This is a genomic window from Amycolatopsis xylanica, from assembly GCF_900107045.1.
Taxonomy (GTDB): Bacteria; Actinomycetota; Actinomycetes; order Mycobacteriales; family Pseudonocardiaceae; genus Amycolatopsis; species Amycolatopsis xylanica.
The window spans coordinates 1,179,367-1,204,023 of the sequence record NZ_FNON01000001.1; the positions used below are offsets into that span (position 1 = coordinate 1,179,367).

At 68.8% G+C, this 24,657-nt stretch carries 21 protein-coding genes and 1 pseudogene; 9 read left to right on the forward strand and 13 right to left on the reverse strand.

Annotation, left to right across the window (positions count from 1 at the left end; genetic code table 11):
• Nucleotides 1–9 precede the first annotated feature (9 nt).
• From BLV57_RS05140 to BLV57_RS05150, 3 genes are all read left to right on the forward strand, one after another.
• Nucleotides 10–957: a hypothetical protein gene (locus BLV57_RS05140; RefSeq protein ID WP_091287173.1), complete on the forward strand. Its 948-nt coding sequence runs from the start codon at nt 10–12 to the stop codon at nt 955–957.
• A gap of 19 nt (nt 958–976) precedes the next feature.
• Nucleotides 977–1,960, forward strand: a complete 984-nt coding sequence (locus tag BLV57_RS05145) for a Gfo/Idh/MocA family protein (protein WP_218134603.1) — start codon at nt 977–979, stop codon at nt 1,958–1,960.
• A 265-nt stretch (nt 1,961–2,225) separates the two neighbouring features.
• Entirely contained in the window at nt 2,226–3,608 is a 1,383-nt protein-coding gene (locus BLV57_RS05150) for a choice-of-anchor A family protein (protein ID WP_245757156.1), read from the forward strand.
• Between the two features lie 482 nt (nt 3,609–4,090).
• On the opposite strand, the gene BLV57_RS05155 is transcribed toward BLV57_RS05150, so the two are convergent.
• Nucleotides 4,091–5,524, reverse strand: a complete 1,434-nt coding sequence (locus tag BLV57_RS05155) for an aldehyde dehydrogenase family protein (protein ID WP_091287184.1) — start codon at nt 5,522–5,524, stop codon at nt 4,091–4,093.
• 138 nt (nt 5,525–5,662) lie between these two features.
• Between BLV57_RS05155 and BLV57_RS05160 the strand changes: the two genes are divergently transcribed.
• Nucleotides 5,663–7,108, forward strand: a complete 1,446-nt coding sequence (locus BLV57_RS05160; RefSeq protein ID WP_091287187.1) for a GMC family oxidoreductase — start codon at nt 5,663–5,665, stop codon at nt 7,106–7,108.
• Here BLV57_RS05160 and BLV57_RS05165 read toward each other — a convergent pair.
• Genes BLV57_RS05165 through BLV57_RS05175 form a run of 3 tightly spaced genes read right to left on the reverse strand, consistent with a single transcriptional unit; the run spans nt 7,092 to nt 10,086 of the window.
• Nucleotides 7,092–8,018: an alpha/beta hydrolase gene (locus tag BLV57_RS05165; protein ID WP_091287190.1), complete on the reverse strand. Its 927-nt coding sequence runs from the start codon at nt 8,016–8,018 to the stop codon at nt 7,092–7,094. The two genes, BLV57_RS05160 and BLV57_RS05165, sit on opposite strands and share 17 nt — an antisense overlap.
• Complete coding sequence (locus BLV57_RS05170) at nt 8,015–8,974, reverse strand: aldo/keto reductase (protein WP_091287193.1); 960 nt, start codon at nt 8,972–8,974, stop codon at nt 8,015–8,017. The genes BLV57_RS05165 and BLV57_RS05170 overlap by 4 nt, the downstream gene beginning before the upstream one ends.
• An 8-nt stretch (nt 8,975–8,982) precedes the next feature.
• On the reverse strand, nt 8,983–10,086 hold the full coding sequence (locus BLV57_RS05175) for a zinc-binding dehydrogenase (RefSeq protein ID WP_091287195.1): 1,104 nt from the start codon (nt 10,084–10,086) through the stop codon (nt 8,983–8,985).
• Between the two features lie 49 nt (nt 10,087–10,135).
• On the opposite strand from BLV57_RS05175, the gene BLV57_RS05180 reads away from it, so the two are divergent.
• Complete coding sequence (locus tag BLV57_RS05180; RefSeq protein ID WP_176968495.1) at nt 10,136–11,515, forward strand: amidohydrolase; 1,380 nt, start codon at nt 10,136–10,138, stop codon at nt 11,513–11,515.
• On the opposite strand, the gene BLV57_RS05185 is transcribed toward BLV57_RS05180, so the two are convergent.
• Nucleotides 11,432–12,148 (reverse strand): SDR family NAD(P)-dependent oxidoreductase, encoded by a 717-nt coding sequence (locus tag BLV57_RS05185; protein WP_091287201.1) that lies wholly within the window; start codon nt 12,146–12,148, stop codon nt 11,432–11,434. The two genes, BLV57_RS05180 and BLV57_RS05185, sit on opposite strands and share 84 nt — an antisense overlap.
• 144 nt (nt 12,149–12,292) lie before the next feature.
• Between BLV57_RS05185 and BLV57_RS44370 the strand changes: the two are divergent.
• Together BLV57_RS44370 and BLV57_RS44375 are read left to right on the forward strand one after the other, a co-directional pair.
• Nucleotides 12,293–12,577: pseudogene (locus tag BLV57_RS44370) on the forward strand (aldo/keto reductase); the annotation flags it as partial.
• A 79-nt stretch (nt 12,578–12,656) separates the two neighbouring features.
• Complete coding sequence (locus BLV57_RS44375) at nt 12,657–13,160, forward strand: aldo/keto reductase (RefSeq protein WP_425425946.1); 504 nt, start codon at nt 12,657–12,659, stop codon at nt 13,158–13,160.
• A 63-nt stretch (nt 13,161–13,223) separates the two neighbouring features.
• Here the strand turns inward: BLV57_RS44375 and BLV57_RS05195 are convergent, their stop codons facing one another.
• From BLV57_RS05195 to BLV57_RS05215, 5 genes are read right to left on the reverse strand one after another with little or no spacing between them, the layout of a single operon-like run.
• Nucleotides 13,224–13,904, reverse strand: coding sequence for an alpha/beta fold hydrolase (locus BLV57_RS05195; protein WP_091287887.1), 681 nt, complete (start codon nt 13,902–13,904; stop codon nt 13,224–13,226).
• Nucleotides 13,905–13,952: 48 nt separating this feature from the next.
• Nucleotides 13,953–14,858 carry an ABC transporter permease gene (locus BLV57_RS05200; protein ID WP_091287203.1) on the reverse strand — a complete coding sequence of 302 codons (906 nt, stop codon included), beginning with the start codon at nt 14,856–14,858 and terminating at the stop codon, nt 13,953–13,955.
• On the reverse strand, nt 14,855–15,799 hold the full coding sequence (locus BLV57_RS05205) for an ABC transporter permease (RefSeq protein ID WP_091287206.1): 945 nt from the start codon (nt 15,797–15,799) through the stop codon (nt 14,855–14,857). Before BLV57_RS05205 ends, BLV57_RS05200 begins: the two co-directional genes overlap by 4 nt.
• A complete protein-coding gene (locus BLV57_RS05210) occupies nt 15,796–17,376 on the reverse strand; it encodes an ABC transporter substrate-binding protein (RefSeq protein WP_091287208.1) in 1,581 nt (526 codons plus the stop codon). Before BLV57_RS05210 ends, BLV57_RS05205 begins: the two co-directional genes overlap by 4 nt.
• Nucleotides 17,373–19,133, reverse strand: a complete 1,761-nt coding sequence (locus BLV57_RS05215) for a dipeptide ABC transporter ATP-binding protein (protein ID WP_091287209.1) — start codon at nt 19,131–19,133, stop codon at nt 17,373–17,375. Before BLV57_RS05215 ends, BLV57_RS05210 begins: the two co-directional genes overlap by 4 nt.
• A gap of 233 nt (nt 19,134–19,366) precedes the next feature.
• Here BLV57_RS05215 and BLV57_RS05220 point away from each other — a divergent pair, with 233 nt between their 5' ends.
• On the forward strand, nt 19,367–20,353 hold the full coding sequence (locus tag BLV57_RS05220) for a methyltransferase (RefSeq protein WP_091287211.1): 987 nt from the start codon (nt 19,367–19,369) through the stop codon (nt 20,351–20,353).
• Nucleotides 20,350–21,276, forward strand: coding sequence for an alpha/beta hydrolase (locus BLV57_RS05225; RefSeq protein ID WP_091287213.1), 927 nt, complete (start codon nt 20,350–20,352; stop codon nt 21,274–21,276). Before BLV57_RS05220 ends, BLV57_RS05225 begins: the two co-directional genes overlap by 4 nt.
• A 323-nt stretch (nt 21,277–21,599) precedes the next feature.
• On the opposite strand, the gene BLV57_RS05230 is transcribed toward BLV57_RS05225, so the two are convergent.
• From BLV57_RS05230 to BLV57_RS05240, 3 genes are read right to left on the reverse strand one after another with little or no spacing between them, the layout of a single operon-like run.
• Nucleotides 21,600–22,187 carry a TetR/AcrR family transcriptional regulator gene (locus tag BLV57_RS05230; RefSeq protein ID WP_091287215.1) on the reverse strand — a complete coding sequence of 196 codons (588 nt, stop codon included), beginning with the start codon at nt 22,185–22,187 and terminating at the stop codon, nt 21,600–21,602.
• 40 nt (nt 22,188–22,227) lie between these two features.
• Nucleotides 22,228–23,862: an amidohydrolase gene (locus BLV57_RS05235; RefSeq protein ID WP_091287216.1), complete on the reverse strand. Its 1,635-nt coding sequence runs from the start codon at nt 23,860–23,862 to the stop codon at nt 22,228–22,230.
• 3 nt (nt 23,863–23,865) lie between these two features.
• A complete protein-coding gene (locus BLV57_RS05240) occupies nt 23,866–24,657 on the reverse strand; it encodes a molybdenum cofactor biosynthesis F family protein (protein WP_091287219.1) in 792 nt (263 codons plus the stop codon).

A 24,657-nucleotide genomic window follows, 5' to 3' on the forward strand; every position in this document is an offset into this window, starting at 1 on the left:
GGAGGCGCGATGTCCGTCACGGACCGAATTCCCGCTCATCCCGGCGCCGCTTATTTCGGCAGCGGGCCTTATCCGGAGCATCGGGCGCGGATCACCGTGTTGTCGATGCTGGCCGGATTGGCGCTGACGATCGTCTGGTCGGCGCCCTTTGTGGACTCCGTGATCGGCGACAGTGTGGCGAATGGACTACTCGGCCATGACGCCAAAGGCACGCCGATCGAAGGTGCGTTGGCAGGCACGGTCTTCGCGTTCGTCTCCGGGTTGGCCGGTTCGTTCACCGCGTGCAACATCGCCGCTTTCGGCGCGGTGGCGCCACTTGTGGGCACCGAGACGTCAGGCCGCCCCCGTTTTCTCACCACGCTGAAACCGCTCGGCTGGATCGCGGCGGGCATGCTCACCGTCTCGGTGGTGTACGGCGTGATCGTCGCTTTGGTCGGCACCCGGATGCCGCAGTTCTCGACCGCGAAGACGACCGGGCTTTCGCCGCGCAGCATCCAGTCGATGGTCGCGTTCGGCATCATCGGGCTGGTGTTCATCGTGCTCGGCCTGGTGTCGCTCGGCGTGGTCCGCAACCCGCTCGCCGGGCTGACCCGCCGGTTCCCGGCGACCCCGCACGTGCTGATGGGCGCGCTGATCGGCGGCTTCCTGATCGGCCGTCCGTACCCGCTGTTCCGGATGATGTTCCGCGACGCCGCCGAAAGCCACAACGTGTTCTACGGCGCGGGCGCGTTCGCACTGCAGTCGATCGGCAACATCGTGCTCATGGCGGTGCTGTTCCTGCTGCTCGCGCACGCCACCGGCGGGCGGGTGCAACGCTGGCTGGGCGCGAAACCGGCCCGGATCGCCGCGGTGACCGGCGCGGCGCTGCTCGTGGCCGGGACGTTCACGGTGCTGTACTGGGATGTGCGGGTGCTCGGCCGTACTGGAATGATCTGGTTCCCCACAGTCAACTGGTAGTCAACTGGTAGGAGTCACCTTGCTTCGGATCGGCGTTCTCGGCGCCGCGCGGATCGCGCCTGCCGCACTACTGCGCCCCGCCCGGGCGTCGGCCGAAGTGGAGGTCGCCGCGATCGCCGCGCGTGATCCGGCGCGAGCCCGCGAGTACGCCGCGAAGCACGGCATCCCGAAGGCGTACGGCGACTACGAGTCGATGCTCGCCGACCCGTCGCTCGACGCGGTCTACAACCCGCTGCCGAACGGCCTGCACGGCCGCTGGACGCTCGCCGCGCTCAAGGCGGGCAAGCACGTGCTGTGCGAAAAACCCTTTACCGCCAACGCTTCCGAGGCACGCCAGGTCGCCGAGGCGGCCCGCTCGGCTGGCCTGGTGGTGATGGAGGCGTTCCACTACCGCTACCACCCGCTGTTCCGGCGGGCGGTAGCGGTGGTGCGCGGCGGCGAGCTCGGCGCGATCCGCCGCATCGAGACGGCGCTGTGCTTCCCGCTGCCGAAGTTTTCGGACATCCGGTACAACTTCGACCTCGCGGGCGGCGCGCTGATGGACGCCGGCTGCTACGCCGTCCACATGGCCCGTTCACTCGGCGGCTCGGAACCCACGGTGGTGTCCGCCTCGGCGAAACTGCAGAGTCCGGCGGTCGACCGGGCCATGAGCGCCGAATTGCGCTTCCACGAGGGGTACACGGCAGGCGTGCGGTGCTCGATGTGGTCGTCGACGGTGCTGCGGATCTCCGCCAGGGTGATCGGGGAGTCGGGGGAGATGCGGGTGTTCAACCCGCTCGCGCCGCAGTTCGCGCACCGGCTCACCGTGCGCGCGGGTGACCACAAGCGTGTCGAGCACTTCGACCGCCGGGCGAGCTACGACTACCAGCTCGACGCCTTCGCGGCCGCCGTCCTGCGCGGCGAGCCCGTCCTGACCACAGTGGACGACTCGATCGGCAACATGACCGTGATCGACGCCATTTACCAAGCCGCGGGCCTCCCGCTCCGCGAACCCACGGCTTAAAGGGGTCGTGAGTGTTTTGGCCGGTTAGAACCGGCCGTACCACTCACGACCCATTTTTCCCCCGGTCGGGGTATTTCCGGTTTTCGAGTGGGTTCGCCCGGCCGATGGGCATAAGAATCGGGTTATGCGCGCACGGCGGTTCGCCTCGATTTCTGCTGGAGCCGCCGCGGCGGTCTGCGTTGCGGCCCTGGTCGTGACCGCTGGCGCGGTCGCCGCGCCATTACCGGGCGGTTTGGGACCGTGCGTCGGAGAAGCCTGTCCGGATGTGTATCCGCCGGTCAACAATGGCGGCTATGCCGGCCGCGACAACGGCATCAACGTTTATGTCGGCGGCGATTTCCAGGTGCGCGGCGCGGCGGCGGAAGCCGAAGGCCGAGTCGTCGTACTCGGTGATTTCGACATGGCCAAACGTCAGGGCGTTTCGGCGATCTACAACGTCGGCATCGCCGGAGTCGGCTCCCGGGTCCCGCCGCCGGACGGCGCGGATTTCCTCACCACCGGCGGGAACGTGAGCGTCGCCAAGGACCAGCGGCTGCTCGCCGACGGCGGGGTCGTCCGGCACGCGGGCACCGTGACCGGGACGGTCACCGGCAAGGTCGAAAAGGACCCGGACGCTGCGAAACCTTACTTGAAGCTGCGTGACGAACTTCGGCTCGCGAGCCAATGCTACGCGCGTGACACTGTCGCCACCGGCAAGGCGCGTAACGACGGATACCGGACCCTGTTCAGTGGGGACGGGAAGTCCGCGCTGCAGGTGTTCACTGTGGACTTCGACCTGACCGCGGCCAACGGCGGCATGCAGGGCATCGAGTTCGAGGGAATTCCCGCCGGGGCGACTGTACTGGTGAACCTGACCGGGGCAGCTAGGACGATCAACACGTACACCGGTGACCCCGGCGACGCCGACCCGCTGAACAAGCTGCGGGAACGCCTGCTGTGGAACTTCCCGGACGCCACCAAGGTGAAGATCGCCGGTGGCGCGCAGTTCCAGGGGAGCGTGCTGATCGGCGAACCGGGCAGCACGACCACGGTGACCGTGTCCGGGGTGAACGGCCGGTTCTTCACCACGGGCACGCTGGTGCACACATCGGAGGAGACCGGAGGCGGCGGGCAGGAGTTCCACGCGTACCCGTTCACCGGCGATCTGCCCGAATGCGGCGGTGAGCAGCCCACAACGCCTACTTCGCCGTCTTCGTCTACGTCGACCTCCACCACGTCGTCGTCGAGTTCCACGAGCCCGACCACGACCAGCAGCTCACCGACGACGAGCACCAGCTCGAGCACAACCACGAGCAGCAGCACGAGCACGTCGACCAAGACCAGCTCATCGAGCAGCACCACAACGTCTACCAGCACCACCAAGTCGAGCAGCACCACCACATCGAGCAGCACCACGACGTCAAGCAATGAGCCTTCCAGCAGCACGTCGCCGAGCAGCAGCACCTCGAGCAGCAGCAGCTCGAGCACGACGCCAGGCCCGGGCGTGACCACGGTGCCCACACCGGGAGCGACCACCACTCCCGGCGGCAACGGCCCGCTCGCCTCGACCGGCACTGAGCTTCGCGGCCTGCTGACCACGGGCCTGCTCCTGCTCCTCCTCGGCGGCGCCCTGGTCGCGCTCACCCTCCAGGCAAGGCGCCGCGGCTAGGCCGGGATAAAGCGGGCTTTATCCCGGGCTTCGGACCGGGCCTCGTGAGCGTTGCGCCAGTGAGGGCCTCCCTCACCAAGCTTGCTTGGGTGAGGGAGCCCTCACCCAAGAGCGCTGTATGAAGGCTCCCTTCATGCAGCTATACGCGATGAAGGCTCCCTTCATACACAGCCCTCTGTATGAGGGCTCCCTTCATACAAGCCAAGGCCAGGGTCCCCGCCGAAGCTAGGGCCGGAGCGACCCCGGACGGGATAAAGCGGGCTTTATCCCGGTGTCACAGGGCCGGTGAGCGCGGTTTGCGGCGTTGAACGGCCTGATTCCCACTCAGTCAACCCGCTTGACCAAGCGTGACGAACGTGGCATATGTGACGCTGACCGTTACATACGCCACGTTCGTGCGATCAAGGGCGGCTTCGCCCGAGGGGCTGCCCCCGCATCTGGGATAAAGCCCGCTTTATCCCGGGCCAGACCCCGGGGTGGGGTTATGCGTGGTGCAGCCAGACGGACTTGATCTCGGTGTACGCGTCGATCGCCCACGGCCCCATCTCGCGGCCCCAGCCCGAAGCCTTGTAGCCACCCCAAGGCGCGGCCATGTCGGGGATCGGCGGCATGTTGACGAACACCGCGCCAGCCCGGATGCCGTTGGCGAAGCGGTGCGCGACGCCGATGTCCCTGGTCCACACGGTCGCCGCGAGGCCGTACTCGGTGTCGTTGGCCCGCGCGAGCAGTTCGTCGGGGTCGTCGTAGGCGGTCACGGCCAGCACCGGCCCGAAGATCTCCTCGCGCATGATCGTCATGTCGTCGGCGACCCCGGCGAACAACGTCGGCGCGTAGAAGTAGCCGTCGCTGTCCACGGTCTGGCCGCCCGTGACCAGCTCGGCCCCTTGCTCTCGGCCGGTCGAGACGAGGAAGTCCACGCGCTCGCGGTGCTTCGCCGACACGAGCGGCCCGAGTTGCGACGACTCGTCGATGCCGGGGCCGAGCTTGAGTCCTTCGAGGCCGGCGGCCAGTTTCGCGACGAACTCCTGCTCGCGGGCGCGGTCCACGAAGAAGCGGGTGTACGCGGCGCAGACCTGTCCACTGTTGAGGGTGGCGCCCGCGAGGTTGCCCGCGACGGCGGCGTCGATGTCGGCGTCCGAGGCGATGATGCTGGGGGCCTTGCCGCCGAGTTCGAGGGTGAGGCGCTTGAGGTTCGACTCGGCGCTCGCGGCGGTGATCAGCTTCCCGACCGCGGTCGAGCCGGTGTAGGAGACGTGGTCGACGTCGGCGTGACCGCTCAGCAGCGCGCCGACCGCGCCGTCGCCGGTCACCAGGTTGACCACGCCCGCTGGGAAGCCGGCCTCGTGCACCAGCTCCACCAGCCGGATGCTGGTCAGCGGGGTGACCTCGCTGGGCTTGATCACCACGGTGTTCCCGGTGGCCAGCGCGGGCGCGAGCTTCCACACCAGGATCATCAGCGGGAAGTTCCACGGCGTGATCAGCGCGTTCACCCCGACCGGCTCGCGGCGCGTGTAGTGCAGGGTGTCGGGAAAGGACACCGGGTTCGTGGTGCCCTGGATCTTGGTGACCCAGCCCGCGAAGTACCGCAGGTGCTCGGCCGCGCCGGTGACGCTGACCTGGCGGGAGATGCCGATCGGCTGTCCCTGATCGCGAGTTTCGAGAGCGGCAAGTTCCTCGTGGTGCGCGTCGACGAGCGCCGCGAGCCTGAACAGCAGCGCGGCCCGCTCGACCGGCAGCAGGCCCGCCCACGCGGGGTCGCTGAGCGCCGCCCGCGCTGCCGCGACGGCGGCGTCGACGTCGGTGGCGGACGCCGTCCCGACTTCCTCGATCACCTGGCCGGTGGCCGGATCGTACGTCGGCAGCGTCCCGCCTCCGGCGGCGGTCCACTGTCCGTCGATGAACAGGCGTGTGGCCATGGCAAGCTCCTAATCGACCGGGGTGTGATCGAGTATCGGTTCCGGCGCGCGCCGTGGTCTTGCCCGCCAGGGCACGCCGATTGTCGGCCAGCGAACCGAATCCGCCGGACGCGTTCGGGCCTTGCGAGGGTGGGTGGCATGGACGTCATCGTGGTGGGAGCGGGTTCGGCCGGTTCGGTGGTCGCCAGGCGGCTGGCCGACGCCGGGGTGTGGGTGACACTGCTCGAAGCAGGCGGGCCGGACACCAACCCGGCCATCCACGACCCGTCGCGCGCCGGGGAGCTGTGGCACGGCCCGGAGGACTGGGACCACTACACCGTGCCGCAGCCGCACGCGGCGAACCGGCGGCTGCACCTGCCGCGCGGGAAGGTGCTCGGCGGGTCGCACGCGCTCAACGCGATGATCTGGGTGCGCGGCGCGCCCGCCGACTACGACGGCTGGGGCCTGTCCGGCTGGCGGTGGGACGACGTCCGCCCGGTGTTCGAGCGGATCGAGAAGGACCTGCTCGAGATCGTGGTGAACGAACCGCTGCACCCGATCCAGCAGTCCATTGTGGACGCGGCCGTGCAGATCGGCGTGCCGTTCAACCCGGACTACAACGGTGACGAGCTCGACGGCGTCTCCGTGCAGCGCGTCACCATGCGCGACGGCAAGCGGCTCAACACCTGGCTCGCCTACGGGGCGCCCGCCGCCGAGCGGATGACCGTCCACACGGGAGCGCTGGTGCACCGGCTGCTGTTCGAGGGCACCAGGGTGACCGGTGTGCTCGCCGAGATCGACGGCGAGCCGCGCAAGGTCTTCGCCGACGAGGTCGTCCTCGCCGCGGGCGCGCTGGCCTCACCGGCGATCCTGCTCCGCAGCGGGATCGGCCCCGCCGGCGAACTGGCGATGCACGGCATCGACGTCGTCGCGGACCTGCCAGGGGTAGGCCGGAACCTGCACGATCACCTGTTGTCGCCGGTCATCTTCGCGACCGACCGACGCCGGGTCGATCCGCCAGCGCCCGGTCGGTCGGTGACGCAGACGCACCTGTTCTGGCGCAGCCGTCCGGGCTTGGAGGTACCCGACACGCAGCCGATCCATTTCAGCGTGCCGATGTACGAGTCGTGGATGACCGGACCGGACACCGGCTTCTCGCTGATGGCGGGCATGGTGACGCCGCGGAGCCGGGGCCGTGTGCGGCTTTCGGGACCGAGTCCGCTCGACGAACCGCTGATCGACCTCGCCGCGCTGGAGGACCCGGCCGATTTCGAAAGTCTGGTCGCGTCGGTGGAGCAGTGCCGCGAGATCGGCCGCGCGCCCGCGCTGGCGGAGGAATGGGGTGCCCGCGAGCTGTACCCGGGGCCCGGGGTCGACGTCCGGGAGTACGTCCGGCGGACCGCCATCACCTATCACCACCAGGTCGGGACCTGCCGGATGGGTGCCGACAACGATTCCGTCGTCGACCCGGCACTGGCGGTGCACGGGCTGACCGGGCTCCGGATCGCCGACGCGTCGGTGCTGCCGCAGGTGACCACGGGCAACACCAACGCGCCCGCGGTGCTGGTCGGCGAGCAGGCCGCGAGGTTCATGCTCTCCCGATGATGCGGCGCAGCCAGGAGGCCCGGGTGGCGAGCGCCGCCCGGGTCACCTCGCTGTCCGGGGCGAACCGGTCGAACCCGTGGTACGCGCCCGCCCAGACGTGCAGTTCGGTCGGCACGCCCGCCGCCCAGAGCCGCCGCGCGTAGTCGACGTCCTCGTCGCGGAAGATCTCGGCCGCGCCGACCTCGATGAAGGCGGGCGGGAGCCCGGTGAGGTCGGGAGCGGTTGCCGGGGCTGCGTACGGCGATGTCTGTCCATCGAGGAGCGACTGCCAGCCGAACGCGTTGGCCGCCTGACCCCAGACACCGCGTTCGGCGAATTCCACTGTGGACGCCGAGTCGTTGCCGCTGTCGATCATCGGGCACAAAAGCAGCTGCCCGGCCAGTGTCGGACCGCCACGATCCCTGGCCAGCAAGGCGATCCCCGCGCTGAGCCCGCCGCCCGCGCTCCCGCCGCCGACGATCAGCTTCGCCGGATCGAACCCCAGTTCAGCGGCATTGGCCGCCATCCAGGTCAGGCCCGCGTAACAGTCCTCCAGCGGCGCCGGATGCGGATGCTCGGGCGCGAGCCGGTAGTCGACGGTAACCGCGACGAAGCCGAATTCCTCGACCAGCGCGACCATCCGGGGCAGGTCGGCGAACCGGTCGTCCATGACCATCCCGCCGCCGTGGATGTTGTAGAACCCCGGCGCGCCCGGCCCGACCTGCCGGGGTTTGACGACGGTGACGACCACGCCGGTGCCGGGCACGGTCCGGTCTTCCCAGACGAGGTCCCGGTCACCGATCGCCTCGGCACAACTCAGGTTCGAGTCCGCCAGCATCCGCCGGACGCCCGCGAGCGACTCGGCGCTCAGCGGAGGCCCGGGCGGAAGGCCGTCGAGTGCCTCGGCGAGTTCGGGGTCGAAGGCCGTCACGGTCCCTCCGGGTCGACGCTCTCGCGGTCGGCCCAGAACGGCTCGACCAGTTCGCGCAGCTGGTGCGCGCCGACGCGCTCGACCAGGTCGACGGCGCCCAGGTTGTCCTCGAGCTGGGCGGTGCTGGTCGCGCCGAACAGGGTGGTGGTGTTGGCCGGATGGGTGAGGGTGAAGGCCAGGCACAGCTGCGCGGCCGTCGCGCCCAGGTCGCCCGCGATCTTGGCGAGATCCGGGGCGGAGGCGGCGATGCGCTCGCGGATGCCGCCGGGATCCCGGCCGACCTGCCGCGCACCGCTGTTCTTCCCCAGCAGGACACCACCCTCGAAGATGTCCGACGACTGCAACGTGACGCCCAGTTCCCCGAACACCTTTTTGAACGGCTCACCGTCCGGAATGGACCGTCGGGACACGCTGTATTTCAGCTGCGCGATGGCGGGACCTGGCACGTTCTCGGCCGCCGCGAAGTCGTGCAGCGCGCGGATGGTGCTCGCGGACCAGTTGTTCACGCCCCACTGCCGGATGAGCCCGGCCTGGCGGAGTTCGTCCAGGTCCAGCACGAGCTGGTGCAGATCGGTGTCGTCGCGGCGAAGGTCGCCCAGCACCACCAGGTCGGCGTGCTCGACCCCGGCGCGGAACAACGCGTTGTCCAGCTGAGCACGCAGGTCGTGCTCCGGGTAGCCCTCCAGCCAGAGCTTCGCCGAGAGCAGGTAGTCGTCGCGCTTCAGCCCGGCCGCGCGGACCATCGCCGAGAACAGCACGTCGGTGAAGACCGGCGGGCTGCCGGGCAGGCCGTAGACGCCGACGTCGAACAGCGAGATGCCCGCGTCGACCGCGGTGCGCACCAGCGTCACCGCCTCGCGGAAGTCCATCCGGTCGTAGGTGTGCCATGAGCCGAGCGAGAGCACGCCGGTGAGCGGGCCGTCGCGGCCGATGCGGCGCTGGGGGATGGCGGTCATGGAGGCTCCTAGGGAAGGCGGGGATCGATGACGGCTTTGAGTTCGCCGAGCCGCGACATCGACTCGACGCTCTTGGAGGCTTCGGAGAGTCCTACGGGCGCGCTGAACAGCTCGTCCCAAGGCATCCGGTTTGCGAACGTGCGGAAGAAGTCCACCGAGCGGTGGTAGTCGGCGATGTCGCCGTTGAGCGAGCCGACGATCGTGAGTTCCTTGCCCATCACCGTGCCCAGCGCGACGGGGGAGGGCGCGGGGCCGGTGGACCCGACGATCGCGACCGTGCCGCGCTGGGCGGCGAAGGCGACCGCTTCCTCGCCGATGGTGGGGCCACCGGCGAAGTCGAAGACATGGTCGGCGCCGCGGCCACCGGTCAATTCCTTGACCTGGTCGATCCGTTGCTCGGCGGTGCCATCGACCGGAATCGTCGCTGTCGCACCGAAACGTTCCGCGGTCTTCAGCCGGTCCGCAGGGCCGCCGATGGTGATCACGTCGCCGGCGCCGGAGATCCGTGCGACCGCGGTGGCGAACACGCCGAGCGCGCCCGCGCCCTCGACCACGACCGTCCCACCTGGACGGATACCGCCGGACCGCGAAACGGCGCGCAGCACGGTCTTTCCGGCACAACCGGACATCGAGGCCCAGGTGTCCTTGACGTCGTCGGGCAGCAGGAGCTTGGCCGCGCCTGGCGTCACGTAGCAATACCGGACGAGCCCGCCGGTGGCGTAAGGAAAAACATCGGAACGCTGAAGGAAGCCGTAGCCGCGCTTCTCGCAGGCGACCGGTTCGCGCAAGATCGTGCAGCCGTAACACTTTCCGCACGTCGACTCGGACCAGCCGATGCGGTCGCCCTCGGTGATCTCGCGGCCGAGCGTGTCCGTGGTTCCCGGTCCGGCGGCCACCACCTCGCCTACCATTTCGTGGCCCAGCACCATCGGGAGCATGCCCGGGAAGGTCATCTGGCCCGACCAGAGGTGCACGTCGGTGCCGCACAGTGTGGTGCAGGTGATCCGGACCAGCGCGGCGCCCGGTTCCGGCGCTTCGGGCAGCGGAAGCTCCCGCACGGTGAGCGCGGACCCGTGTTCGGTGAGCACTGCGGCTTCGGTTCTATCGACCATCTTTTTAGTCTACAGTCGTAGGAGAAAAAGTCCAGATCCTGGAGGAACCATGCCGTCGCCCCGTATTCACCCCGCATCACTCGTGGTTCGCGGCGGTCCCGTGCTCACCTTCGATCCGGCGGACACCGTCGCGCGGGCGATGGCGGTGCGCGACGGCCGGATCGTCGCACTCGGCGATGCCGCGCTGGAGCTGATCGGGCCGGACACCGAGGTGGTCGACCTGGCGGGCAGAACTGTGCTGCCCGGCATCAACGACGCGCATCTGCACGCGACCTGGCTCGGTGCCCGGTGGCCGGACATGCTTATCGGCGCTGCTGGATTCACCGGCGGAGAAGAGAAAACCGTGCGGAGTGCGGCCGAACGGCGTGCCGCGATCCTGCGTGCGGGTGACGTGTGCGCGTCACTCGGCATCACGAGTTACACGGAGCCTGGGTTGGGACCGGGGGAGACGGGATGCTTCGGGGCTGAGGTTTTGGAGGAGTATGCTGCGCTGGCGTCGGAAGGGCTCTTGCGCGCGAGGGTGACCGCGCTTCGACTGTTCGGCCTGCTTGACGGCGCCAGTTCGCTGGCGGGCTTCGGGCACGGGCTGGCCACGCCGGTCCCGGACGCGGATCCGTTGTGGCTCAACGTGTCCGGCGTCAAGATCTTCGCCGATGGCATCCCGCCGATGCGGTCCGCATGGACGTCTCACTGCTATGCCGACGGTTCGCATGGAGCGTTGCTTGTGGACGGTGACGACGATCCGGGGCGCGCGGGCAATCTGGCCGCCATGATCGAGCTGGCGCATGACGCCGGGATGGTGGTCGCGGTGCACGCCACGGGGGATCGCAGTATCGAGACCACGCTCGGTTCGCTGCGGCGCGGCGATCACCTCGTGCACGGTGATCTGGTGACGGCGGATCAGCTGGCCCGGATGGCGTCGGCCGGTGTCGGGCTGACCGTCCAGCCCGCGATCGCGGTGGCCATGCGCGGAATGCTGTCGGAGGCACTCGGCGGCGAGGTCGGCGCCCGCGCGTGGCCGCTGGCGGACATGCTGGCCTCGGGCGTTCCGCTGACCTTGAGCAGCGACGCGCCGGTCGTCACCCCGGACTGGCGGGTGCACATCGCCGCGGCCGCTCAGATGCTGGAAGCGTCCGAAATGGACGCCGAGCTGATGACCAGGCTGCTGCGGTGCTACACGACGGCTGCCGCCGAGCAGGACGGCGGTGCGACGTGGAAGGGATCGCTGACCGTGGGCCGGGTAGCCGATTTCTGCGTGCTGGCGGCGAATCCGCTCGAGGTCGCGTTCGCGGACCTGCCGGACGTCGGTGTCGAACTCACCGTGTCCGGCGGCCGCGTCGTGTACTCAGGTGAGCAGCTGCCCGCCGTCGACCTGCAGGCTGACTCCGGTGAGATGGCCGGCGTCGGCGGAGGCGAGGAACAGGACTGACGGCACCACGTCGGCGACGGAAGCGATGGTGCCCAGCGGGATCCTCGCTTCCCACGCCGCGCGGGCCGCGGTGTCCGAGGCGAAGCCCGCGGTCATCGGCGTGAGCACCGGCCCTGGCGCGACCGCGTTGACCCGGATCCCGTGCGGCGCCAGTTCGAGCGCCGCCGAGCGGGTGAGTGCTTCGACGGCCGCCTTCGTGGCCTCGTAATGACCGAGCCCAGGAGTCGGCTGCCGGGCGCCGATGGAGGTGATGTTGACGATGGAACCCCGGGTGCCCGCCGCGAGCATGTGCGCGCCGACCGCGCGCGTCATCAGGAACGTGCCGCGGAAGTTGACCCGCGTGCACAGGTCGAAGACGCCGATGTCCAGTCCCACCAGCGGTCCGCCGCCGCCGGCGAGCCCGGCGTTGTTGACCAGGACGTCGATCGGCCCGAACCGCGCGGTGACGAGCGCCAGCGCGGCGTCGACCGAGCCGGGGTCGGAGATGTCGAGTTCGACGTGCTCCGCGCCGAGCTCGGCCGCCAGCTCGTGGGCCGCGCTGGCGGAGACGTCGGCGATGACCACCCGGTCACCCGCGGCATGGAACGCTTCGGCGACCCCACGGCCGATGCCGCTGGCACCACCGGTCACCACAACGAGTCTCTTGTTCATTCTACGATCGTAGACTAAAAAGGGTTTCTGTTGCCAGCGAAAGGAAATCCCGTGTACGAGAAGCAGGACGGGTTGGGCTTCGCCACCTCGGCGCTGAGCCTGGGCTCGTGGAACACCTGGGACCGCATGGACTTCGACGACGCCGTGCGCCTGCTCCGGCACGCGCTCGACGCGGGCGTCACGCTCTTCGACGTGGCCCACTACAACATGGGCCCGCACGCCGAGCAGTCCCGCACGGATCTCTTGTTCGGCGAGGCGATCCGTGCCGCCGGGATCGCGCGGAACGAGTACCAGCTGTGCGGGAAACTGTGGCTCTGGGACTACCCGAACACCGGTTTCGCCCAGCAGCTCGAGACGTCGTTCACCCGCATCGGCGTCGACCGCGCCGAGGCGGTGGTGGTCGGCGACTACTTCGGCCGCCCGGACATCCCGCGCATCGTCACCGAGGTGGCCGAACAGATCCGCCTCGGCCGCTTCGACGTCTGGGGGGGTGAACAACTGGCTCGCGTCGGACCTCGACTACACGATGAAGTTCGCGTCGCGGGAAGGCCTTCCAGCTCCGAGTTTCGCTCAGCTGAAGTACAGCGTGGTGCGGCGGTCCATGGCGGAAGGTCCCTTCTACGGCGCGCATTTCGAGACCGGGCGCCTGGCTTTGCAGGCGTCGGACGTGTTCGAGGGCGGGGTGCTGCTCGGCAAGACGCCATCGCGGAAGATCGGCGCGGACCCGGGCGGCATCCGTTCGGCGATCAAGGACGCGGCTTGGGCAGTGGCCACGGTGGCCTCTTCATTCGGGGTCAGCCCGTCGCAGCTGGCGATCGCGTTCTGCCTCGCCTACGCGCCGGTGGCGAACGTGCTCTTCGGGGTGAGCCGGCTTCAGCAGCTGGAGGACAACCTGGGTGCTGTGCGCCTGGCCGCCTCGCATGGCGCGGAGGTGCGGGCCGCGCTCGACGGGCTGTGGCTGGACCGCGCCGTCGCTGCCGACGGCTCGCTCTAAGCCCAAAGGGGTCGTGAGTGTTGCGGCCGGTTCTAACCGGCCTAAACACTCACGACCCCCGGGTTAGGCGAGGAAGTCGAGTACGGCGGTCTTGAACTCCGGGCTCCTCAGCGCTCCACCGTGGTCACCGGGGACACGGACGAGATCGGCGCCCGGCACCAGGTCGACGAGCGTTTCGATGCCCTGGCTGACCGGATCGCCCGTGCCCGCGACGAACCGCGTGGGCACACTGATCGCACCGGCGGCCGGGGCGAACGGCTCCGCACGCAGGTCCTCGATGCACCGCGCGAGGGCGGCGGGGTTCCGTCCCGGCGCGGTGATCATGTGCGCGATCATGCCGGTCAGCGGGTCGGCCGGGGTTTTCCCGCCGTCGGCGAAGGCCAGTGCCGCGGCGACGTCCACGGCGCCGAACGGCTCGACCGGGCTCACGCCGCCCAGCACCAGCCGTCGCACGGGTGCCTGGGCGGGCAGTTCCCAGGACAGCCGCGCACCCAGCGAGTAGCCGACGATGTCCACTTCGGACAACCGGCTGACGAGCCTGGCGAGTTCGGCGCACATCGCCTTGGCTCCCGCTGAGCCCGTGGGCGCGGGGCTGGAGCCGTGGCCGGGCAGGTCGGGCACCACCACCTCGCGGCCCGCCGCGGTGAGGGCCGACGGCCAGCCGGTGGTGATCCAGTCCGTGTGCCCGTCGGAGGCGAATCCGTGCACGAGCAGCACCGGTGGTCCCGAGACGGTTTCGGGCATGAATCTGCGCACGGCCAAAGAGGTTTTGACTAGCAACGGAATCCTTTCTCAGCTGACCGAGCGGGTACGAAGGCGCTGAAGCTCGTTCAGCGTGCGGGCGCGGGCGTCGACGGCGATGCGCAGTGACGAGCCGATGAGGTTGAGCAGGAACACGCAGGCCATGATCGTCACGCCGGGCGCGACCACCAGCCAGGGCGCCTGCACCAGATACGAGCGGCCTTCGGCGATCATGTTGCCCCAGGTCGGGGTCGGGGGAGCGATGCCGAGGCCGAGGAAGCTCATCGCGCCGTCCACCAGCATCGCGGCCGCCGACAGGATCACCACCTGCACCAGCGCGAGCGGCAGCACGTTCGGGAACACGTGCACGAGCAGGATCTTTCCCTTGCTCATCCCCGAAACCCGCGCCGCGCCGATGTAAGCCCGGCCCGCGATACCGAGTACCCGGCTGCGGATGACGCGGGCGGTGAACGGCGTGAAGATCACGGTCAGCGCGATCAGTTCGGTCCAGATGCTCGCGCCGAGCGAGATCGCCAGCGCCATCGCGAGAATGATCGCCGGGAACGACATCCAGGCGTCCATCACCCGCATCAGGACCGCGTCGGCCGCCCGGAAGAACCCGCTGATCAGGCCGATCACCAACCCGGTGACCGCCGCGCACAAGGTGATCAGCGCGGACAGGCCGAGCGAGGCCCGGCCGCCGGAGACGAGCCGGGAGAGCACATCACGGCCGAACGAGTCGGTGCCGAGCGGATTCGCGGCCGAGGGTGGCAGCAGCCGGTTCACCGGATCGGTCGCGCTCACGCTGGGCAGGAAGAACGGCAACACGAGCACGGCGAGCACGATCACGGCCAGCACCACGCTCGAGATGACCAGCAGCCGGTTACGCCGGAACAGCCTGCCTCCGGGCCGTGCTTGCCGCGCCGGCCGCGTCGTCGCCGCCAGTACCACGCTCATGAGACACGCACCTTCGGGTCGAGCAAGGCGTACGACAGGTCGACCAGCAGGTTGACCAGCACGAACAGCACCGCGACGAACAACGTCACACCCTGGATCAGCGGGAAGTCCCGAGTGGACACCGCGCCCATCAGCAGATGGCCGAGCCCGGGCACGACGAAGATGGACTCGATGATCACGATCCCGCCGACCAGCATCGCGAAGTTGCTGCCCAGCTGCGTGATCAGCGGCATCAGCGCGTTCGGCAGCACGTGCTTGGTCATCACCTGCCGCTCGGAGAGCCCCTTGACCCGCGCGGTGCGCAGATAGGCCAGCGGGAGTTCGCCGAGCAGGCTTTCGCGCAGGGTGAGCACGAACAACGCGGTCTGCCCGATCACCAGCACGGTCAGCGGAAGCACCAGCGCGGGCACGGCCACCGCCGGATCGGTGAACAGGTTCGCGTAGCCGCTGGACGGGAACCAGCGCAGCGTCACCGAGAACACCAGCACGAGCATCAGCGAGATCCAGAAGTCCGGCATCGCCATGCCGAGCGCGGACAACCGGTCCAGTGTGCGCGCGATCGGGTTGCGCGGCGAAACCGCCTGCCACGAGGTGATCGCGACCGAGAGGAAGAAACTGATCACAGTGGACAGCACGGCCAGCGTGAGCGTCGGCAGGATATGGTCGGCGACCACCCCGAGCACCGGCGCGTGGTAGGTGATCGACGTCCCGAAGTCGCCGCGCAGCACGTTCCCGGCCCAGCTGAGGTACTGCTCCCACAGCGACCCGTTGAGCCCCATGCTCTCCCGCAGCGCGTCCACATCGGACGGACGCGCCGTCGGGCCGAGGATGGCCTGCGCCGGGTCACCGGGGATCAGCCGGATGACGAAGAACATCATCGTGCCGACGATCACCAGGATGATCAGCAGATCGCGCAGCCTGCGCAGCAGCAGACCGGTCATGACGCCAGCCAGGTGTTCCAGAAGACGCGGTAGAAGTCGCCGTAGCCCTTGAGCTTGGGGGAGTAGGCCGCGTACAGCCTGGACTGGCTGAGTGTGATCACCGAGAGCTGCTTCCAGGTGAACGCCTGCAGCTTGTCCACCACGGCCTTGGCCTGCTCCGGCGTGGTCGACGCGTTGAACTCGGTCATCAGCCCGTCGAGTTCGGGCGAGGACGACCCGTTCAGCGTGCCCAGGGTGAGCGCGGGCATCTGCGCGGGCGAGGTCAGCGCCGAATCGAAGAACAGCGTGGTGATGTCCCAGCCTGCCGGTTCCTTGGTGAGCGTGCCCAGCATGGTGGCGAAGTCGAAGGTGTCGATCTTGGTGTTGATGCCGATCTTCGACAGCCCGTCCTGGATCAGCACGGCCCATTTGCCGAACTCGGGGTAGGAGTTGGTGGTGACGATGTGGATGGTCGCGCCGGCGTTGATCCCGGCCTCGGCGAGCAACTGCTTGGCCTTCGCGGGATCGTGCTTCTTGTAGACCTCTTCGCCCGCGGTGGAATAGAACTGCTTGTTGTCCGGCGAGGCGAAGGCGCCGGTTTCGACGGTGAGGTCCTTGCTGCCGCCGGTGGCCGCGTTGATCGCGGGCTTGTCCAGCAGCAGGTTCAGCGCTTCACGAGCGCGGGGATCGGCGAACTTCGAACCGGTGTTGAAGTTCGGGATGATCACATTGTCGTTGCCGCCGGGCAGGTTGTGCACGACCACGGCCGGGTTGGCGCGCAGGGTCTCGTACTGGTCGTTGGTCGGCATGATGTGGTCCCACTGCCCGGTCTGCAGGCCGTTGATGAGCGCGTCCTGATCGGACACCACCTTGTAGGTCACGGTGTCCAGGTACGCGTGCTTGGCGCCCGCCTGCCCGCCCCAGTCCTCTTCGGACCGTGACTTGTAGCCGGAATACCGCTCCAGCACCAGCTCGCGGCCGATGTCCCAGCTCTTCAGCTTGTACGGGCCGGTGCCGATCGCCTTGTCCTGGGCGAACCCGGTCGGCGCGACACCGGCGAGGTTCTTCGCCTCGTAGATCTCCGTGCCCGCGCCTGCCAGCTCGTTGATCAGCGGGTACCGCGGCCGCTTGAGCTTGATGGTCACCGTCGCCGGGTCGGTGGGTGTGATCGCCTCGATGTCCGGCGTGACCAGCTGGCCGGTGCGGTGCACCTGCTGCCACCGCTTCAGGCTCGCGACCACGTCCTCCGCGGTCAGCGGGTTGCCGTCGTGGAAGGTGACGCCCTGACGCAGCTTGAAGGTGTAGGTGAGCCGGTCCGGGCTGGTGGTGAAGTCCTGGACCAGCATGGGCCTGGCGGTGAACCCACGGTCCACTTCGAACAGTTTCTCGTACATCATGTTGCCGATGTGCGCGGTCACCTGGCCGGGGTTCGCGACCATGTCGAGCGACTGCGGGTCGGTGGGCACCGCGACGTTCAGGTTGCCGCCCGTCTTCGGGGGACCGTCGGCGGCGCTGCCACCGGTCTGCCCGCCCATACACGAGCTGAGCAGTAGTACGGTCGCCACGCCGAACACGGCCGAGGTCAGGGTTCGTCTCATGGGTTCCGCACTCCAGTGTGGGGGTGGGCGGGCAGTTCGGGGTTCGCCGCGAGCAGGCGGCGGGTGTAGTCGTGCCGGGGCCGGAGCCGGATCTCGTCCGGGTCGCCGACCTCGATGAGTTCGCCCTGGTACATCACGCCGACCCGGTCGGCGACCGAGAGCACCAGGCTGAGGTTGTGCGTGATGAACAGGAAGCTGAGCGCGCGGGTCCGCCGCAGGTCGAGCAGCAGGTTCATCACCTGGCCCTGCACGGAGACGTCGAGCGCCGAGGTGGGTTCGTCGGCGACGATGAGGTCCGGCTCGGCGGCGATCGCGCGGGCGATCGAGACGCGCTGCCGCTGGCCGCCGGAGAGCTGCGAGGGCAGTTTCCCGGCGGTGTCGGAGGGCAGGCCGACCTCGTCGATCAGGTCGGTGACCCGGCGGTCCAGCTCGGCACCGCGCAGGCTGGTGAGCTCCCGCAGCGGCTCGGCGATGATCCGGGCGGCGGTGTGCCGGGGATCGAGTGAGCTTTGCGGGTCCTGGAAGATGAGCTGCGCGCGGCGGCGGAACGCGCGTTCGTCGCCCTCGAGGCCGGACGCCGTGCAGCGGTGGTCGCCGAAAGTGATCGTGCCCTCGGTGGGGGCTTCGAGCGCGCTGACCAACCTGCCGAGCGTGGTCTTACCCGAGCCGGATTCGCCGACCAGGCCGAAGAATTCGCCGGGCGCGATCTCCAGTGTCACGTCCTTGACGGCGTGGACCTCCGGCGTGCGGCTGAGCGAGAACCGGCCACGGCGTCCGTACACTTTGGACACCGAGTCGATGACGAGCGCGGTGCCCTCGCCGTTGTTCTCCTGGCTGGCCCGGCTGAGCGTTCTGGTTTCGGTCGCGACCGCCGATTCACCGTTCATCGCCGCTTCGAGCAGTGCTTCCGAAATCGTGGGGAACCCGTCGCGCCTGCTCACGCCGAGCTTCGGCACGCAGTCGAGCAGTGCCTTGGTGTACGGATGCTTAGGTGTGTACAGGATGTCCTCTTTGGACCCAAGTTCGACCAGCTCGCCGCGGTACATCACCGCGATCCGGTCGGCCACCTGCGCGGCGACGCCCATGTCGTGTGTGATGAAGACGCACGCGGTGCCGTGGTCGCGGCGGACCCGGTCGAACAGGGTGAGGATTTCGGCCTGCGTTGTCACGTCGAGCGCCGTGGTCGGCTCGTCGGCGATCAAAAGGCTGGGGTCCGCCATCAATGCGAGCGCGATCATCACGCGCTGCTGCATGCCGCCCGACATCTGATGCGGATACAGCGAAAGCACTCGGTCGGTGTCGGTGAGGCCGACTTCTTTGAGCAGTCCGCGTGCTTTCGCTTCGGCCTCGCGATGCAGCGGTGTTCCTTTTCGCGCGGCTTGACGCGGAAGGGAACCGGGTTTCCGGTAGGCCTCGATCAGTTGCTTGCCGACCCGCTGGCCGGGGTTGAGCGAATCCAGTGCCTCCTGGAAGATCATTCCGATCCGCGGGCCGCGGTAGGCGCGCATCTCGTCGGCGGAAAGCCGCGTCAGATCGACGCCGTCGACGGTGATCTCACCACTGGTGCGCACCGGCGCGACGAATTCCAGCAACCGGATGATCGACAAGGCCGTCACCGTTTTACCGCTGCCGGATTCGCCGACCACGCAGAGTGTCCGGCCCGCCTCGAGGTCGAACGAAAGTTCGCGCACCAGTTCGCGCTCGGTGTCGTCGGCGAGCACGCCGACGGTCAGTTTCCGTAATTCGAGCAGGGTCATGAATCCCCTTTCCCGAGCCCGCCCGACGCGGACCGCACTGCCGGGGAACGAGCCTCCGGCGGGGGTAGTTCTACGCATGTTGACACTGGGGGCGTGGCCTGTCAATGGGTATATTCTACGAATGTAGGAAGTTGATATCCGACGGGTTTTGCCTGGCAGCAGGCGAAAACTCGCACTGGATTCTTTTCTCTACACCTGTAGACTCTCGGCGCAAACGAGCTAAGGAGGCGCCCGTGAGCGGGTCGACCACAGCAGCCGGTCCCGAGCGGATCGTGGGCATCGCCATCGGGTACATGGCGGCCAAGCAACTCTTCGCGGCAAGCCGGATCGGCCTGTTCACCGCGCTCGCCGACGGGCCGCTGACGGCGGCCGAACTCTCGGAGAAGACCGGTAAGCCGGAGAAGATCACCCGCATCCTTGGTGACGCCATGTCATCACTCGGCCTGCTGTCGCGTGTGGACGGACGGTACGAGCTGGCAGCCGACGCGGCGGAGTACCTCGGCGGCGGCGGTCTCGATCTAGCGCCGTTCCTGACCTTCCTCGACACCATCAGCTACCCGCACTGGACCCAGTTCGGGCACACCGCGGACTCGGGTGAGCCCGGGAAGCTGGAGATGGACGAGGCGCGCTGGGGCACGTTCATGGCGGGCGTGATGACCTACAACCGCCTGCACGCCGAAATGCTGGCCGGCGCGTTCGACTACGGCCCCCACCGCAAGCTGCTGGACCTCGGCGGGCTCTCCAGCGCGTTCGCGCTCGAAGCCATGGGCGTCAACGAAGAACTGCACACGACGTTCGTCTTCGATCCCGCTTTCACCGAGTCGGTCACCACCGCGGTCGCGGAAGCCGGTCTGACGGACCGCGCGACCGTCATCGGGGCCGAGACACCCGTGGCGCGCCCGGACGGCGAGTTCGACCTGGTGATGGTCAACCACGTCGTCCACCGCTTCGACGCGCAGCAGAACGCGGAGATCCTGCGCAACGCCCGCGCGGCCGCGGCGCCCGGCGGACGCCTGCTGCTGCTCGACTTCTTCCTCGACGACGACGCGGACCAGCGGCCGATCGACGCACTGCACGCGGGGGAGTACCTGGTCATCGACGGCACCGTCGTCTACCCCGAGTCCGAAGTCCGCGAGTGGCTGACCGCGGCGGGCTGGCGCGTCGTCGACAAGCTCGCGCTGCCGGGCAGCCCGCGCGTGCTCGTCGCGGAAGCGGTGTGACCGTGACGCTCGATCCCGCCGTCAAGGAGCTGCTCGCCCGCAGCGCGGGCCTCGAAGCTCCAGCCGCGCCGCCGAGTGCGGCCGAGTTGCGCGCCGCGTTCGCCGCTTCGTGGCGACGTCCGGAAACGGTCGAACAGGTCGCTTCGGTGACCGACCACGTGCTGCCCTCCGGCGTTCGTGTGCGGGTGTACCTGCCCTCTTCGCCGGCACCGGTGCCCGCGTTCGTATGGATCCACGGCGGTGGCTGGACCATCGGCTCGATCGACGAGAACGAGGTCGCATCGCGTGCGGTGTGCAACGTGGCCGGGGTGGCGGTCGTCGCGGTCGACTACCGGCTCGCGCCCGAGCACCCGTTCCCGGCGGCCCCGGACGACTGCTACGCCGTCGTCGAATGGCTCGCCTCGGGTGGCGCCGGGGACGCGGTGGACGCCGGGCGGATCGCGATCGGCGGCGAGAGCGCGGGCGGGAATCTGTCCACAGTGGTCTCGATGATGTCGCGCGATCGTGGTGGGCCGCCGCTGGCCGCGCAGGTGCTGATCTGCCCGGTATACGGGCATCCGGACGACGGCTTCGCGTCCTATGTGGACTTCGGCGAGGGGTTCGGCATGACGGCTGGTGCGATGCGGTTCTTCTTCGAGCAGTACGTGTCGGATCCGGCGCAGCTGGACGATCCGTACCTGCTGCCGCTGCGGGCGTCCGATCTGACGCGGCTGCCGCCCGCGCTGGTGCTCACGGCCGAGTACGACGTCCTACGCGACGAAGGCGAGGAGTTCGCGCGGCGGCTGGCCGAGGCGGGCACCAAGGTGGAGATGACGCGCTACTCGGGTCAGATCCACGGGTTCTACGGGCTCTACACGGACCTACCTGCGTCGCCGCGCTCGCACCGTCACGTAGCCAACTTCTTAACCCGCGTCTTCGGGTAAAGGGCTCGTGCGCGTTGCGGGCGGTTATTGAGCGGCAACCCAAACGTGGCGTGTTCTGGGCCGGTGTGCGCTTTCCTGGCCAAGTTCGCCGAGGCGCCCTGAGCCTAGGGGTGCTGTGCAGTGAGGGCCTCCCTCACTCGGGCTAGAGGGGGTCGTGAGTGTTCCGGCCGGTTCTAACCGGCCGGAACACTCACGACGCCCGTCAATGGGTTTGAGTCCGCAAAGGACCGGAGGATCGACGTTCGCACGTTACAAGGGCCACCCGTGAGAAGCTGAGCGTTCCAAGGGGGCCCCTTGTCACGTCCTCGAGGCTGACCGTTGCGTCACGGGCGGGTCAGGCGGTCGAAGAAGGACTCGAGGTGCTGCCGCTGCAGCGCGATCGTCGAGAACTCCCCGGCGACCAGGCTCATGACGTTCGCGCCCGCGTTGATCAGGACGACCTCGTCGACCAGCTGCTCGTCCGGGGTCGACGTGACGATGTCGCCGTCCTCCCGGCCCTCGGCCAGATAGCGGTGCAGCAGCCCGCGCCACGACCGGATGTGTTCGAGGTACTTGTCCTGCAACTTCTGGTTGGTCAGCGACAGCTGCCAGAACGTGAGCAGGACGCGCCCCGCGGCGATGCGGTCTTCGTCGATCGGCATCGAGGACACGCACAGTTCGCGGAGCGCGGTCAGCCCGCGCAGTCCCTCCAGTTCGACGTACTCGCGCATCATGCCGAGCGCGCGTTCGTAGGTGGCCTCGATGATGTCTTCCTTGCTTGGGAAGTACAGCTTCAGCGCCCCGTTGGCGAAGCCCGCGGCGGCGGCGATCTCGCGCATGGTGGCGGCCTCGATTCCGCCTTGGGTGATCAAGTCCCAGGTGACGTCGACGATGTGACTGCGACGCTCGTCGTGGTCGATGATCTTCGGCATCGGTGGCCTCCCGCACTGGTTCTTCTACCAGTGTAGGAGATCAGGCGCGGTGATACACCTTGCGTCCGGAGAACCACGTTTCCGTCACCTTTGTCTTGACGAGCGCCGACGGATCGAGAGTGAACGGATCGCGGTCCAGTACGACGAAATCCGCCGACTTTCCTGGCGACAGTGAGCCGGTGACGTCGCCAAGTCCCATCGCACGGGCGGCGGCCAGTGTGAAGACCTCGATCGCCTCGGCCAGCGTGATCGCCTGCTCCGGCCACAAAGACCCGGGAAAGGTACCGGTCGGGTCCTGGCGGGTGACCAGGCCGTGGATGCCCTCCCACGCGTTCGGGGATTCGCTGACCGGCCAGTCCGACCCACCCGCGACCAAAGCGCCGTTGTCCAGCAGCGATCGGTTGGGCTGCATCCGTCCGGCCCGGTCGCCGGGCAGCACCTCCGCGATGGCCGCCGGGATGACGCCGGGCACCCATAGGAACGGCGAGATGTCGGCGGAGACGTCCAATGTGGCGAACCGTGGGATGTCGTCCGGGTGCACGAACTGGCCGTGCGCGATCTGGAACCGCGCCTCGGTGAAGCCTTCGGCGCGCACCTTCTCGACCGCGTCCAGTGTCGCGCGCACGGACGCGTCGCCGGTGCAGTGGACCTTGGCCGAAAGCCCGGCCGCGGCCGCCGTGCGCAGCCAGCCTTCGAGTTCGTCGCCGGGCATCGTGGTGGCGCCGTGGTGACAGGCGCCGTGCGCGTCGTCCGGCAGGTACGGCTCCAGGAACGCGGCCGTGCGGGTGGGCGGCACGCCGTCGAGGAAGATCTTCACGAAGTCGGGGCGGTGGTGCTCGGTGCGGTACTTCCCGGCGACTTCGAGCAGGGGTGCGCCGATCGGGTCGAAGCCGAAGATGGGATCGTTGATCAACAGCGAGGTCACGACCCAGGCGCCCAGCTCGCCCGCGTCGTCGAGCGATTTCAGTGCCCCGAGTATGTCCGCGGAGACCCCGGCGTCCTGGAAAGCGGTGACCCCGAACGAGTGCAGCGTGGCGATCCCGTGCCGTGACGCGGCCGCGTGCTGCTCGTCGGTGAGGGTGCGCGTCTCGCCGAGCGCCCGTTCGACCGGGACGCTCGCCGCCTCGAGCAGGATGCCGACGGGCTCGCCGGTCGACGGGTCGCGGACGATCTCCCCGCCGGCCGGATCGGCCGAAGCCGCGGTCACGCCTGCCAGTTCCAGCGCGCGGCTACTCACCCAGCGGTTGTGCCTGCTGTCATCGGACAGCATGACCGGACGGCCGCCGGCCGCCTCGTCGAGCGCGTGCCTGGCAGAAGACCGCGAGAGCGTGCCGACCAAAGTGGACGCCCACGCGCCGCCGACGACCCATTCGTCTGGTCCGAGCCCGTCGGCCATGGACCGGACCGCGGCCAGGATGTCCTCGAAGCCCGCGTCCAAGCCGAAGTTCAGCTCGAACAGCGCCGCCCGGCCGGCGAGCGCGTGATGGTTGTGGACGTCGACCAGGCCGGGCATGACGAACGCGCCGCCGAGGTCGGCGACCTCGGTGTTCGGGCCGCGTTCGTGCTCCTCCAGTGACAGCACGCGGCCGTCCTTGATGGCCAGTGACGACGCCCATGGCCTCGTACTGTCCACTGTGTACACCTTGGCGTTGGTGAGGATGAGGTCGGCGGCCAAGGCTCAGCTCCCGGCGGGGTCGTAGGCCTCGGGGTGGACGGTGGTGCTCAGCAGCTTCCCGTGCGCGCCGAAGGTGAAGTGGGTGGGGGTGGTGCCGGTGGCGTCCAGTCCGAAAAGGACACCGTGCGAGCGCAGCCGCTTGGCGTCGCGGTGGTCGGCGACGGTCACCGACGCGCACGGGATCACCTTCTCGCGCCAGGCGAAGACGTAGATCCCCGGACGCAGTTCGTAGACCGAGTTCTCGTCGGTGTCGGCGAGCCCCTTCTCCGGCCCGGCCAGGCACTGCCAGGTGTACCAGTGCGGGCTGAGATACACGTGCTCGTAGGCGTGCGCGGTGCTGTATACCCACAGCACCCGGCGTCCGACCAGCGACGTGCTGGGCGCGAGCGGGTCACCGCTGGGCTCGATGCCGCCGATCGTGGCGGCCAGGAAGGTCTGCGTGACGCGGGGCGAGGTGTCGCCGATCCGGCTCAGCACCAGCAGCGCGCGGCCGCGCCGCAGGTCGAGCAGCAGCGTGAACGCCTGTTCCTCGCGCGCCTGCGGGTGGAACTGGACGTAGTACAGCTCGTCGTCGACCAGGAACGTCTCGCACCGGTCGGTCCCCGAGCCGCGGTAGGTCCACTCGATCCGGGTGCCGGTGAACGCCGCGGTGAAGGTGGTCCCGTCCTCGCACGTGAGCTCGAAGGCGCGGCCGTGCAGGTCGCCGACCGTGGGCGCCTTGTTCGCGTCGAAACCGGGGGCGAGGCCGTCCAGCGGCAGCCAGGTGGAGGTGTCGGAGAGGGTCAGCTCGGGCAT